The organism is Micromonospora sp. LOL_025, assembly GCF_048060285.1.
Lineage (GTDB): Bacteria > Actinomycetota > Actinomycetes > Mycobacteriales > Micromonosporaceae > Micromonospora.
In genome coordinates this window covers 36942-49426 of record NZ_JBHMIR010000013.1, presented here as the reverse complement: position 1 = coordinate 49426, position 12485 = coordinate 36942, and the positions used below count along the sequence as shown (strand labels likewise).

13 protein-coding genes and 1 pseudogene are annotated in these 12485 nt (G+C 74.2%); 7 read left to right on the top strand and 7 right to left on the bottom strand.

Annotated elements, in window-relative coordinates:
- Positions 1-13: 13 nt before the first annotated feature.
- Positions 14-688: pseudogene (locus ACFHW0_RS17850) on the bottom strand (DedA family protein); the annotation flags it as partial.
- A 580-nt stretch (positions 689-1268) separates the two neighbouring features.
- Here ACFHW0_RS17850 and ACFHW0_RS17845 point away from each other — a divergent pair.
- Together ACFHW0_RS17845 and ACFHW0_RS17840 are read left to right on the top strand one after the other, a co-directional pair.
- Positions 1269-2222 carry a substrate-binding domain-containing protein gene (locus ACFHW0_RS17845; RefSeq protein ID WP_416609030.1) on the top strand — a complete coding sequence of 318 codons (954 nt, stop codon included), beginning with the start codon at positions 1269-1271 and terminating at the stop codon, positions 2220-2222.
- A gap of 135 nt (positions 2223-2357) precedes the next feature.
- Positions 2358-2975: a vWA domain-containing protein gene (locus ACFHW0_RS17840; protein ID WP_416609028.1), complete on the top strand. Its 618-nt coding sequence runs from the start codon at positions 2358-2360 to the stop codon at positions 2973-2975.
- A 61-nt stretch (positions 2976-3036) separates the two neighbouring features.
- Here the strand turns inward: ACFHW0_RS17840 and ACFHW0_RS17835 are convergent, their stop codons facing one another.
- The 4 genes from ACFHW0_RS17835 to ACFHW0_RS17820 form a co-directional block, all read right to left on the bottom strand.
- Positions 3037-3828 (bottom strand): SDR family oxidoreductase, encoded by a 792-nt coding sequence (locus ACFHW0_RS17835; RefSeq protein WP_416609026.1) that lies wholly within the window; start codon positions 3826-3828, stop codon positions 3037-3039.
- Positions 3825-4799, bottom strand: coding sequence for an LLM class F420-dependent oxidoreductase (locus ACFHW0_RS17830; protein WP_416609162.1), 975 nt, complete (start codon positions 4797-4799; stop codon positions 3825-3827). Before ACFHW0_RS17830 ends, ACFHW0_RS17835 begins: the two co-directional genes overlap by 4 nt.
- A 209-nt stretch (positions 4800-5008) precedes the next feature.
- The gene (locus ACFHW0_RS17825; RefSeq protein WP_416609024.1) at positions 5009-5653 is read right to left on the bottom strand and encodes a response regulator; all 645 of its coding nucleotides are present in this window, start codon (positions 5651-5653) and stop codon (positions 5009-5011) included.
- A 53-nt stretch (positions 5654-5706) separates the two neighbouring features.
- Positions 5707-6813, bottom strand: a complete 1107-nt coding sequence (locus tag ACFHW0_RS17820) for a sensor histidine kinase (RefSeq protein WP_416609022.1) — start codon at positions 6811-6813, stop codon at positions 5707-5709.
- A 112-nt stretch (positions 6814-6925) separates the two neighbouring features.
- Here ACFHW0_RS17820 and ACFHW0_RS17815 point away from each other — a divergent pair, with 112 nt between their 5' ends.
- The 3 genes from ACFHW0_RS17815 to ACFHW0_RS17805 are packed head-to-tail and all read left to right on the top strand — an operon-like array spanning position 6926 to position 9312.
- Entirely contained in the window at positions 6926-7657 is a 732-nt protein-coding gene (locus ACFHW0_RS17815; protein ID WP_416609020.1) for an ABC transporter ATP-binding protein, read from the top strand.
- Positions 7654-8418 carry an ABC transporter permease gene (locus tag ACFHW0_RS17810; protein ID WP_416609018.1) on the top strand — a complete coding sequence of 255 codons (765 nt, stop codon included), beginning with the start codon at positions 7654-7656 and terminating at the stop codon, positions 8416-8418. The genes ACFHW0_RS17815 and ACFHW0_RS17810 overlap by 4 nt, the downstream gene beginning before the upstream one ends.
- A 9-nt stretch (positions 8419-8427) precedes the next feature.
- The gene (locus ACFHW0_RS17805) at positions 8428-9312 is read left to right on the top strand and encodes a DUF1028 domain-containing protein (RefSeq protein WP_416609016.1); all 885 of its coding nucleotides are present in this window, start codon (positions 8428-8430) and stop codon (positions 9310-9312) included.
- 110 nt (positions 9313-9422) lie between these two features.
- On the opposite strand, the gene ACFHW0_RS17800 is transcribed toward ACFHW0_RS17805, so the two are convergent.
- Positions 9423-10133 carry a maleylpyruvate isomerase N-terminal domain-containing protein gene (locus ACFHW0_RS17800; protein WP_416609014.1) on the bottom strand — a complete coding sequence of 237 codons (711 nt, stop codon included), beginning with the start codon at positions 10131-10133 and terminating at the stop codon, positions 9423-9425.
- Between the two features lie 70 nt (positions 10134-10203).
- Between ACFHW0_RS17800 and ACFHW0_RS17795 the strand changes: the two genes are divergently transcribed.
- Positions 10204-10656, top strand: coding sequence for a YbhB/YbcL family Raf kinase inhibitor-like protein (locus ACFHW0_RS17795; RefSeq protein ID WP_416609012.1), 453 nt, complete (start codon positions 10204-10206; stop codon positions 10654-10656).
- A gap of 4 nt (positions 10657-10660) precedes the next feature.
- Here the strand turns inward: ACFHW0_RS17795 and ACFHW0_RS17790 are convergent, their stop codons facing one another.
- The gene (locus ACFHW0_RS17790; RefSeq protein ID WP_416609010.1) at positions 10661-11548 is read right to left on the bottom strand and encodes a phosphatase PAP2 family protein; all 888 of its coding nucleotides are present in this window, start codon (positions 11546-11548) and stop codon (positions 10661-10663) included.
- An 84-nt stretch (positions 11549-11632) separates the two neighbouring features.
- On the opposite strand from ACFHW0_RS17790, the gene ACFHW0_RS17785 reads away from it, so the two are divergent.
- Positions 11633-12325: a DUF3159 domain-containing protein gene (locus tag ACFHW0_RS17785; RefSeq protein ID WP_416609008.1), complete on the top strand. Its 693-nt coding sequence runs from the start codon at positions 11633-11635 to the stop codon at positions 12323-12325.
- The last annotated feature ends 160 nt before the right edge of the window (positions 12326-12485 follow it).

Genomic DNA, 12485 nt, shown 5'->3' with positions numbered 1-12485 from the left:
GTCCGAACCTGTCCGCCTCCACCTCGTTCCCCGCCGCCGGCCGCGGGCGGCGCGCCTTGACCAGCCGGGAGACGACGAAGTATCCGACGGCGAGCGCGCCGGCCACGATGACGACGTTCTGGAACGTCCCGACGTACGGCTCGACGGAGTGCCAGTTCTCCCCCAGCAGGTAGCCGGCCAGCACGAACAGGGTGTTCCAGATCAGACTGCCCAACGTGGTGTAGAGCAGGAACGTGGGAACCGGCATCCGCTCCACACCGGCGGGGATGGAGATGAGGCTGCGGAAGATCGGGATCATGCGTCCGAGGGAGACGGTCTTCACCCCGTGCCGGGCGAACCACGCCTCCGTCCGGTCGATGTCGCCGACCTTGACCAACGGCAACCGCGCCGCGATGGCGCGGACCCGGTCCCGCCCGAGCGCGACGCCGACGTGGTACAGCGCCACCGCGCCCACCACCGAACCGATCGTGCTCCAGAGGATCGCGGCGAAGAGGTTACTCCTGCCCTGCGCGGCGGTGAACCCCGCCAACGGCAGGATCACCTCGCTCGGGATCGGCGGGATCAGGTTTTCCAACGCGACCGCCAGGCCGACACCGGGGGCGCCGAGCCGCTCCGTCAGCTCGGTCACCAACCCGACCAGGCCGCCCTGTGACGGATCCGGCTCCTCGGCCAACCAGCCAGCGTGCATCGACACCTGCGACAAACGGATCATGCCGAAGACGCTATGAACTCAGCACGGCCCGGACCATGAGGTCGACCGCCGGCCCCAGCGGGCCGACCGCAACGGCCGGGGTGCGGAAAACCGCACCCCACCGACGGCCAGCGGTCCACCAAAGTCGCGGGCGAACGGCCCGACGTCCGCACCGGATCCGCGCCCGACGCCCTGGAGCGCGCCCGGCTGGAGGTGCCCGCCGGCCGGACGCGCCGCGCGTGGGTCAGATCGTCCGCCGGTGAGCGGCGCTGCGGCACCGGTCAACGCGACCGGCTGCTGGCGGACGAGCCACTGACCGCCCTCTCGCGCGAGGGATCCACCGCCATCGTTGCTGCCGGGCCAACCCCGAGACGACACGACACGCCGGAGGCGAGTGGCTTTCGGGCTGGCGGGCCGTGACACCATACCTCTGTCGTCCGTCGCCCGGCCTCGGCTCGGCTCGGCGAGGTTTCGGTGAAGTCACAATGGCTTGGCTGACAGGGGCAACCCCTGGAGGGACCAGATGGTTTCAGGTCGACCGACTGCCCGGCCGTGGTTGCCGTACACCGCGGCCATCGTGGCCGGATCCGTGGTCATCGCGGCGGCCTACCTGATCGTCCGGCCGGCGGCGGACGTCGGGTGCACACCGCTGGAGGTCAGCGCGTCGATCGAGAAGGACGTGCTCCTCGGCGAGCTGGCGGAACGCTACAACAAGAGCGATCGGCGGGTCGGCGACCGGTGCGCCGTGGTGAGCGTGCACGGCCTCGCCTCCGGTGCCTCGACGGATGCGCTGGCCGGCGACTGGGCCGCCAAGCAGCCCGACCTGCCACGGCCGCAGGTGTGGTTGCCGACGTCGAGCCTGTGGACCGGGCAGTTGAAGTTGCTGGACGAGGCCGCCGGACGCCCGGCGCAGACCCCCGGCCGGTACCCGTCGATCGCGAACAGCCCGCTGGTGATCGCCATGCCGCAGTCGAAGGGGAAGCACCTCCAGCAACAGGGCCCGCTCGGCTGGGGTGAGGTCCTGGGCTCGTCCGGGCGCACGGGGTGGGCCACCTTCGGTCGCCCCGACTGGGGCCGGTTCAGCTTCGGCAAGGTCAACCCGAACCTGTCCACCTCCGGGCTGGCGGCCACGATCGCGAGCTACTACGCGGCCATCAGCCGGGCCAGCGACCTGACCGAGAGCGACGTCGCGAATCCGACGGTGACCCAGTTCGTCCGCCGCATCGAGGCCAACGTGTCCCACTACAGCGACGACATCGTGGACCTGTTGAAGGACCGCGCCGAGGCGGACCTGTCCAGCGCCGACGCGGCGGCCCCGACGGACATGAGCGCGGTGGTGACGCAGGAGGAGCTGGTCTACCAGTACAACGAGGGGAAGCTGAGCCCGACCCCGGGCGAGAAGCCGAGGGTCCCGCTGGTCGCGCTGTATCCGAAGGAAGGCACCTTCAACCTCGACCACCCGTACGTGGTGCTCCCTTCGGCCAGCCCGGAGCAGCGTGACGCCGCCGCCGACTTCCTGAAGTTCCTCTAGGAGCCGCCGCAGCAGCAGAGCTTCAGCCGGCACGGCTTCCGCGACCACGAGCGGAACGCGTCCGGCCCGCTGATCGCCGCCGTCGGTGGGCGGGAGACCGAGAACCTCACCTACTTCGACCCGCCGGATCCCACCGTGGTCAAGGCGATCCTCACCGGCTGGGGCACGCTGCGCAAGAAGGCCAACATCCTCGTGGCCGTCGACACGTCCGGTTCGATGAACGCGAAGATCGGTGACCTGACCAGGTTCCAGGTGGCGACCAGGGCCGCCGCCAGGGGCTTCGGCCTGCTGAACTCCGAGGACAAGGTCGCGCTCTGGTCGTTCTCGTCCGAGACCCCGCAGCGGCCGAAGTCGCCGTACAGCGAGGAGGTCCGGCTGTCGCCCTTCGACCAGAAGACGCTCACCAAGGAGATCAACAATCTCCACGTCGAGGGCGGCACCGCGTTGTACGCCACCGTACGGGCGGCGCACCGGCACATGCTCGATCACTACGACCAGTCCCGGATCAACGCGGTGGTCGTACTGACCGACGGCACGAACGAGTACACCAAGGACAACAACCTCGCCCGGCTGCTGAAGGATGTCGCGCTGGATCCGGAACGGCCGATCAAGATCTTCTGCATCGCCTTCGACGAGAAGTCCGACTTCGGAACGCTGGACCGGATCGCCAAGGCGTCGGCGGGCAAGGCGTTCGACGCCCGCGACCCGGCGAGGATCGACGACGCGTTCGTCAAGCTCCTCAGCAGCTTCTAGCACCGCGCGACCAGACCCCGCACGCCGAGCGGCGGGCGAGCCGGACCGGCGCGGCCGGGTCTCAGGAACGCAAACGGCGCACGAGCTTGCGCAGGCCGGACTGCCAGCCGTCCGGGTCCTCGGCCTTGCGGCGGGCGTACCCGGCGACCTCGGGGTGCGGCAGGATCAGGAAGCGCTCCTCGGCGAGGCCGGCGACCACCGCGTCGGCCACCTGGTCGGCGGTGAGCACCGCGCCGGAGGCGGCCACGACCCGCGCGCCCAGGTGACCGGCGGCCAGCCCGTCGGCGAGCATCGGCGTGTCCACGCCCTGCGGGCACAGCGCGCTGATCCGGACGCCCTGGTCGCGGTAGGTGACGGAGAGCCACTCGGCGAAGCCGACGGCGGCGTGCTTGGTCGTGGCGTACGGGGCGTCGCCGACCGAGGTCAGCACGCCCGCCGCCGAGCAGGTGTGCAGCAGGTAGCCGCCGCCCCGGGCGAGCATCGCCGGCAGCACCGCGCGGGCCGCGTAGACGTGGGAGAGCACGTTGACCCGCCAGGCGCGGTCCCAGCCGGCGTCGTCGACCTCCATCCCGCCGCCGGAGGTGACGCCCGCGTTGGCGCAGAACAGGTCGATGTGCCCGTACCGCCGCTCGGTGTCGGCGACCAACGCGCGGACCTGCTCCTCGTCGGTCACGTCAAGCCCGACGGGGTGGGCGACCGGGCCGAGGCCGTCGGCCACGGCGCGGGCCGCGTCGGCGTCGAGGTCGGCCACCACCACGGCGGCGGCCCCCTCGGCGGCGAAGCGGCGGGCCAGGGCGGAGCCGATGCCGCCGGCCCCACCGGTGATCACGGCCACCCGGTCGGTGAGGTTCACCGCGACCCACCCCCACCCAGGCGCGTGATCAGGTCCGCCAGCGCCGCCGCGCCACCGGCGGCGAGCTCGGGGGTGGGCAGCAGGGCCAGCACCGGCACGTCCACGCCGGCGTCGGCGTAACGGCGGACCTGCTCGCGGCAGTGCTCCGGCGAGCCGTGCAGCACCAGCGCGTCGACCACCTCGTCGGGCACCGCCGCGCCCGCGCCGCGCCGGTCCCCGGCGGCCCAGGCCCGCCACATCGGCCCGAGCACCTCCTCCCGGCCGAGCCAGCGGTGGAACTCGGCGTACGCGGGGACGGTGAGGTAGCTGGTGATCAGCCGGCGGCCCAGGGCGCGGGCGTGCGCGGCGTCCTCGGTCGGGCAGACGAAGATCCGGGCGACCACCTCGTAGCCGGGGCGCCGCTCGCCGACCTCGGCGAGCGCCCGGGGCACGTCGGCGGCGGCCAGCCAGTTGAGGATGACGCCGTCGGCCTCGGCGCCGGCCAGCCGCAGCATCCCCGGGCGCAGCGCGGCGAGCAGCACCGGCGGCGGCACGGCCGGCCTGCGGTCCAGGGTGAAGCGGCGCACGGCGAAGGTGTCGTACTCCTCGTCGACGGTCGCCCCGGAGAGCGCCGCGCGCAGGAACCGCAGCACGTCGCGGGTGCGCCGGAACGGTTCGTCGAACGGCACGGCGTTCCAGTTGCGGACGACGACCGGCGACGACGCGCCGATGCCGAGCGCGAACCGGCCGGGGGCGGCGTCGGCCAGCGCCGCCGCGCTCATCGCCAGCAGGCCCGGGCCCCGGGTGAAGACCGGCGTGATCGCGGTGCCCAGGCGCAGCCGGGGCTGCCAGGCGGCGGCCAGCGCCAACGGGGTGAACGCGTCCGCCCCGTTGACCTCGGAGGACCAGACGTCGGTGAATCCGGCCCGGTCGAGGGCCGCGTAGACCGCGGCGTGCTCGGCGAGCGGGATGCCGTCCAGCGGTACGGTCATGCCCCAACGCGTCGTCATCGGTCGATCGTGCCCGCTCGGCGTGGCGCAGAGCAAGATCCCGTCGGGGATCCCACATGCATCGAAGCCCTCAAACGTGCGCGTGGCTGCGGCGCAGCGGTGGCGCGAGGGTCCTCCGCCTCGCGCACCCCGGACGAAACTCCCGCCGGCCCGGGCGACCGGACGCGTCGGCGGACAGGCCCCGGTCGGCGCTACCGCAGGACGCCCTCGTGCAGCGCCCGCAGCACCGCGTTGGTGCGGTCCCGCGCGCCGAGCTTGAGCAGGATCGCCGACACGTGGTTCTTGACCGTCCCCTCCGCGAGGAAGAGCAGGCCGGCGATCTCCCGGTTGGTGTAGCCCTCGGCGACCAGCCGCAGCACGTCCAGCTCCCGCTCGGTGAGTTCCTGCGCCGGCGGGGCGCTCACCCCGATCGGGGACGGCGCCGAGCGGATGGCGCGCAGGAGCCGGTCGGTGATCGACACCGCGATGAGCGTTCCGCCCGCGGCGAGGGTCTCGACCGCCCGGGTCAGCTGCTCCAGCGTGACGTCCTTGAGCAGGTAGCCCCGCGCTCCGGCGCGGAGCGCGTCGAGGACGAGGGTGTCGTCGTCGAAGGTGGTGAGCACCAGCACCGGTACGTCCGTCCCGCGCTCCCGTAGCCGCCGAAGGGCCCAGATGCCGTCCCGACGCGGCATGCGCAGGTCGAGCAGGACGACGTCGGGCCGGGTCTCGTCGATCACGTCCAGGGCCGTCTCGCCGTCGTCGGCCTCGCCGACCACCTCGATGCCGGCCATGTCGAGCAGGGTGCGGATGCCCTGCCGGACCAGCGTCTGGTCGTCGACCACGACGACCCTGGTCACGCCGGCACTCCGGTCGTTTCGGCTGGCCGGGTCGTCTCGACGGACCATGCCGGTCACCGGGCCGGCATCCGGGCGGTCACCCGGAAGCCCGAGCTGCCGTCGTACGTGATCTCCCCACCGAGTGCCGCGAACCGCTCCGCGAGGCCCCGCAGCCCGTTGCCGGGAAGCACGTTCCGCGCGCCCTGCCCGTCGTCGACCGCGGCCAGTCGGATCGCGGCACCGTCGCGGACGATGGTGACTCCCAGCTCGCGCGCGCAGCCGTGCCGGAGGGTGTTGGTGATGATCTCCTGTACGGCCCGGACGAGTGCCGCGGTCTGTTCCTCGTCCGCCTCGACGTCCTCCCCCACCTCGACCGTCACGTCGAGTCCGGGGATGTCGCGACCGACGTCGCGCAGCGCCTCGGCCAGGTCGGCGGCGGACCCGGCGCGCAGCGCGCTGACGGTGTCGCGGACGTCGGCGAGCACCTCACGGGCCACCCTGCCGGCCCGTACGACGTGCTCGCGCGCCGGGTCGCCCTCCCGGTGCCGGGCGGCCTCCAGCTCCAGGGTGAGGACGGTGAGCTGGTGGCCGAGCAGATCGTGCAGCTCGCGCGAGATACGCAGCCGTTCCGCCGTGCGGGCGGACCCGGCCAGCAGCAGGCTGGCCGCCCGCAGCTCCACGTGCGCCCGGGTGAGCTCCCGCCGGTGCTGCTGCTCCCGCCGGACCGCCGTGACGCTGAACGTCGTCGCGATCTGGATCAGCCCGTAGAACACCCCGGACGCGAGCGGCTCGACCGGGCCGTCGTGGACCCGGCTGACGGTCAGGGCGATCACGGCCGTGTTCAGCGCGACCACCAGCAGGTTTACCGGCAGCCGGAGGGCCTCCGGCCCGAGGGCGGCGATCACCACCAGCAGGATCGGCAGCATGCCGGCCCGAGGGGCGGTCGCGACCACGCCCCAACCGGCGACCACCGCCGTGCCGTAGGCCGCCCACCTCAGCACCGGTGCTCCCCAATCGGCCACGGCGACGAGCGCCGCGCCCAGGGTGACCACGAAGAGCCCCACCCACACCGGCGCCGGGATGTCGGGTTCGACCAGGCCGAGCATCACCGGCGACCCGACACCCACGCACACGACGAGCATCACCAGGCCGGACCACTCATCGAGTCCGAGCCGACGCATGCGGCCACCCTAGCCGCGGTGGCCGGCGGACCACGGGTGCCGAAAGTCATGGCCGGCGGGGCTGACCTCCGGCACAGGCGGCGGGCGGGTCGCGCCGGCCAGCATGGGGAGCATGAGCCAAGCTGCCATCGAGGTCGACAACCTGCACAAACGGTACGGCGACGTCGTCGCCGTCGACGACGTCAGCCTGACGGTGGCCCCCGGTGAGGTGCTGGGCGTCCTGGGCGCCAACGGCGCCGGCAAGACGACGATGGTCGAGCTGATCGCCGGCCTGCGCGTCCCCGACCGGGGACGCGTCCGGGTGCTCGGCCGGGACCCGCGCCGGGATCGCGCCGCCGTACGCCGGCTGCTCGGCGTGCAGTTGCAGAAGGCCGAGCTGCACGCGGCGCTCACCGTCGGTGAGCTGCTCGGCCTCTACCGCAGCTTCTACCCCGATCCGCGGTCCGCCGACGAACTGCTCGACCTGGTCGACCTGCGGGGGCAGGCCAGGACGCGGTTCGAGAAGCTCTCCGGCGGCCAGCAGCAGCGCCTCTCCATCGCCCTCGCCCTGGTCGGCCGCCCGCGGGTGGTGATCCTCGACGAACTCACCACCGGGCTGGATCCCCGTGCCCGCAGGCGTGTCTGGGCGGGTGTGGAGGGGCTGCGCGACGAGACCGTGCTGCTGGTCAGCCACGCGATGGACGAGGTCCAACGGCTCTGTGACCGGGTCGTGCTGCTCGACGCCGGCCGGATCGTCGCCCTGGACACACCGGCCGGGCTGGTCGCCCGGGCCGGCGTCGCAGACCTGGAGGAGGCGTTCGTCCGCCTCACGGGCAAGGAACTCGTCACGGAGGAGAACGCATGAACGAGGTGACCGTACGACGGCCCGGGGCCGGCTCGTGGCTGACCCTGATCGGGTGCGAGGCGAAGATGGTCGTCCGGGACACGGCCGGGCTGGTCGTACCGATCGGGCTGCCGCTGTTGATCCTGGTCATGAATGCCGCCACCGCCGGTGACCAGGAGGTCGCCGGCGGGCGCTCGGCGCTGGACCTCTTCGTCCTCCCGCTGGTCTTCACCATCGTCCTCGCCACGATCGGCATCGTGAACATGCCGAGTTTCCTGGCCTACTACCGCCGCAGCGGGGTGTTGCGCCGGCTCGCGGTCACCCCGGCGTCGCCGGCGATGGTGCTCGTCGCCCAGATGGTGGTGAGCCTGGCGCAGGTGGTGGCGGGGATCGGACTGGCGTACGCCGTCGCTGTCGTCGGCTTCGGCGCACGTCCGCCGGCCGACGTCGGCATGGCGCTCGCCGTGGTCGGGCTCTCGGTGGCCGCGATGTACGGGCTGGGCATGATCGTCGCCTCGGTGGCGCCCACCCCGAATTCGGCGGTCGCCATCGGCCTGATCGCCTTCTTCGCCCTCGGGGCCGTCGGCGGATTGTTCGGCGGCACCGCCTCCCTGCCGGAGCCGGTGGCCCGGGCCGCCTCGTGGCTGCTGTTCGGCGCCACTGTCGAGGCGCTCTCCAGCGCCTGGGCGGGGGCCCCGGTCGACGCGTCGAACCTGGCAGGCCTGGCGATCACCGCAGTCGTCGGTGCGACCGTCGCCGCGTTCCTGTTCCGCTGGAACTAGTCTCCAGGCGTGACCTTCTCGCTCGTCGCCCGCTCCGACGACGGCCGCCGGCACGGCGTCGTCGTGGCCAGCCGGTTCCTGGCCGCCGGCGCGCTGGTGCCGGCCGCCGAGGCCGAGGTCGGCGCGCTCGCCACCCAGGCACACGTCAACCTCGCCTACCGCCCGCAGGGGCTGACGCTGCTGCGCACCGGGGTGGCCGCGGCCGACGTGGTGGCCGGGCTGGTCGCCGCCGACCCGGACCGGGACCACCGCCAGCTCGGCGTGGTCGCCGCCACCGGCGCCGGCGCGACCTGGACCGGCCCCGCCTGCCACCCCTGGGCCGGCGGCCAGGCCGGCGACGGCTGGGCGGCGCAGGGCAACATCCTGGTCGGCCCGCAGGTGATCGACGCCGTCCGGGACGCCTGGCTGGGCGGGACGGCCCTGCCGTTCTCCGACCGGCTGCTGGCCGCGCTGTGCGCCGGGGACCAGGCCGGCGGCGACCGGCGCGGCCGGCAGAGCGCCGGGCTGCTGGTGGTCGAGCGCGGCGGCGGGTACGACGGCACCGGCGACGTGCTGGTCGACCTGCGGGTCGACGACCACCCCGATCCGGTGACCGAGCTGGGCCGGCTGCTCGCGGTGCACACCCTGCTCTTCAGCCGGCCCGACCCGGCCACCCTGCTCGACCTGACGGGCGCGGTCGCCGCCGAGGTCGGCGCGCTGCTGGGCGCGCTCGGCCACCCGGTCGACCCGGCGCGGCCGGAGGAGGCGCTCTTTTCCTGGGCCGGCCTGGAGAACCTGGAGGAACGCCTGGTGCCCGGCCGGATCGACCCCGTCGTGCTGGACCACCTGCGCAAGGCCGCCCCGCACGTGCCCGCCCCGCGCCCGGAGACGGACCCGCTCGGCGCCGACGCCTGACCCGCGCGTCGGGCCGTGCCGGTCCCCGGGCCGCGCGGCGGGCACGGGCCCTGCCGGGCGGCGGGACAGGCCCTGCGGCGGGCACGGGCCAGGATCGGGGCCTGCCCGGATCAGCCGCCAAAGGAGAGCCAGCGGAAGCCGGCGGCGTCCACGACGGCCCGCTCGCGGTCGGTGAGGCCGGCCCGGCCGGTCGCCTTGCGGATCAGCGTGAGCCGGCCCCAGCCCAACCCGGGCGGCACCGCCCGCCCGCCGGTGAGCAGGTCGGCGACGACCTCCGCCGCGGTGGGCGTCAGCCACGGCCGCCGGTCCAGCGCCGCCGCCAGGTCCAGGCCGTGCACGCCGACCTCCACCACGCGGGTACGCAGGAACTCGCCGAGCGCCATCGCGTCGCCGTGGCGGGTGCGCACCACCCGACCCGGCGGTGCGGCGTCGACGGCGTCGAGGGCGGCCCGCCAGGCCCGGTCGAAGTCGGCCACCAGGGCCGGACCGTCGAGTTCGCGGGCCTCCCGCCGGCCGGCGTCGACGCGGGCGGCGTCCACCGGCGGGGTGAACTTGGCGGCGCCGTAGTAGGCGGCGGCGTCGACCTCGGCGCGGGGCGGGGCCGGCGCGGCGAGCATGTCGACCAGCCGGTGCGCGCCGGTGCGTACGTGGGCCAGCAGTTCGCGTACGGTCCACGGCCGGCAGTCGGTAGGCCGGTCGAGATCCGCCTCGTCGACGCCGCGCAGCACCTCGCCGAGCCGCTCGCACTCGTCCCGGAACGCCGCCCGTACGCTCTCCACGGTCCTCCCCCGTCCCGCACCCTCCGCCGTCGACCCTCTCACACCGGGTTCGCCCGTTTCGGCGTCGCCCCGGCGGGTACGCGCGGCCGGGCCGACGAGAGGAGCGCCAGGGATGGCCGGGATCATGCTGCGCAGCACCGCGTTCAACGACCACGACATGCTGCCGACCCGCTTCTCCAAGGAGGGCGGCAACGTGTCGCCGCCGCTGGAGTGGGACCGGGTGCCGGAGTCCACGGCCGAGTTGGTCCTCTTCGTCGAGGACCCGGACGCGGGCAGGACGCCGTTCCTGCACTGGCTGGTCACCGGGATCGCGCCGAGCTCCGCCGGGTCGCCGGAGGGCGGCGTGCCCATGGGCGGCCGCGAGTGGCCCAACGACTTCGGCACCACCGGGTGGGGCGGCCCGCACCCGCCCCAGGGCGACGATCCCCACCGGTACTTCTTCCGGCTCTACGCGCTGGACCGGCCGCTGGAGCTGCCCGGGACGCCGCGGGCGGACGAGGTGCACCGCCTGCTCGTCGAGCGGGACCTCGCGCGCGGGACGATGGTCGGCACCTACTCCCGCTGAGCGGTCAGCCCTTGACCCGGGGCACCAGCCGGTGCACAGCGGCGAGCACCAACGCCATCACCACGCCCATCGTGCCGACGATCCCGGCGGCGGTGCCGGCGTAGGCGACGAGCAGGGGCCGACGGGCCAGCTCGCTGGGCGGGGTCCCGCGCAGGTCGACCAGCCAGGCGAGGGCGAACCCGCAGGCCACCACCGCCAGTACGCCGCCGACGCCGAGCACCGTCGCGGCGACCCGGTGGGCGTCGGCCGACTCCACCTGCGCCTGTTCCCGCTGGGTGATCAGCAGCACCAGCCCGGCCAGCGCCGCCCAGACCCCGACCACCAGGAACGCGGCCACCGCGTCGCTGGGCCGGTGCCAGCCGGCGGAGAGGGTGGCCACCCCGGCGACCGCGGCGTAGCCGGCGCCGAGGAACGCGCCGAAGACCCGTACCGTGCGCGGCAGGACGAGCACCAGGGCCACCGCGACCGAGGCGGCGACCGTGGCGTGCCCGCTGGGCAGGCTGTTGCCGGCGTAGATCCGTTCGGGGTCGATGCCGAAGTCGGGTCGGGTCAGGCCGTACTTGAGCAACTGGGTGGTGGCGTTGGCGCCGGCGATCAGCAGGGTGGCCGTGACGGCCAAGGCGATCCGGCCCCGGATCAGGGCGATGAAGCCGATCACCGCGGTCGCCGCCAGCAGCGAGACGACCGACATGGCGTTGAGGATGCGGTCCACCGGACCGTCGATGCGGTCCTGCCCGATCCGGTTGCCGGTCAGGGCGACGGTGTCGACCCACTGGCCGATCTCGACGTGCACGGCGACCCGCCACACCGCGAGGAAGGCCGCCGCCTGGACGATCGCCAGGACGACCAACCAGACCGCGGTCCAACCCCTCGCCGTCGCTCGCACCCGCACACCGTAGCGGCAGGCGCAGCCCGGTCGGCGGGTGGCCTGTCGCTCGGGTACGGCTAGGTTGGTGGCGGACGTGAGGAGGGTGCGGTGACGCGTACACCGGAGCGTGCGGCGGCCCCGACGGACCGACCGGAGACGCTTGCGGACCTGCTCGGCGGGCGCCGGGGCGCGGTCGACGCCAGCCTGCCGCCGGTGGCGTTCGCCCTCGGCTGGCTGCTCGGCGGGCACTCGCTGTGGGGCGGGGTGGGCGCGGCGGTGGTCACCGGCGCCGGGCTGGCCGGCTGGCGGCTGCACCGGGGCGACCGGCCGCGTTCGGTGCTGATCGGGCTGCTGGCCGTCTGCGTGGCCGCGCTGGTCGCGTTGCGCACCGGCCGCGCCGAGGACTTCTTCCTCGTCCAACTGCTGTCCAACGCGGCGAGCACCCTCGCCTGGGTGGTCAGCATCGTGGTGCGTTGGCCGCTGCTCGGGATGGTGGTGGGCGTCGCGCTCGGCCAGCGGACCCGGTGGCGGCGGGATCCGGCGCTGCTGCGCGCGTACGGCCGGGGCAGCTGGGTCTGGGCGGCGTCCTACGTGCTGCGGGTGGCGGTGTTCCTGCCGCTGTGGCTGGGCGGCCAGGTGGTCGCGCTGACGGTGGCCCGGGTCGCGCTGTCCTGGCCGTTGGTGGCGGCGGTGCTCGCGGTGAGCTGGGTGGTGGTGCGCCGGTCGTTGCCGGCCGGCCACCCGGGGCTGCGGCACCCGGTCGTGCCGGCCACCGCTGCGGTGGAGCCGGCGGGAAAGTAAGGGAGAGGCCGCCACGGGGGGAGCGGCCTCTCCGGTGACGTACGTTACTCCGTCCCGGCCCCGCGCGTGATCCCGTGGTGGCCGGTTTTTCGGGCGTTTTCGCACCCGGTGCATATCCGGGTGCGGTGGGGTGGGCCGGTTGCCCCGCTGCGTCGGCCGG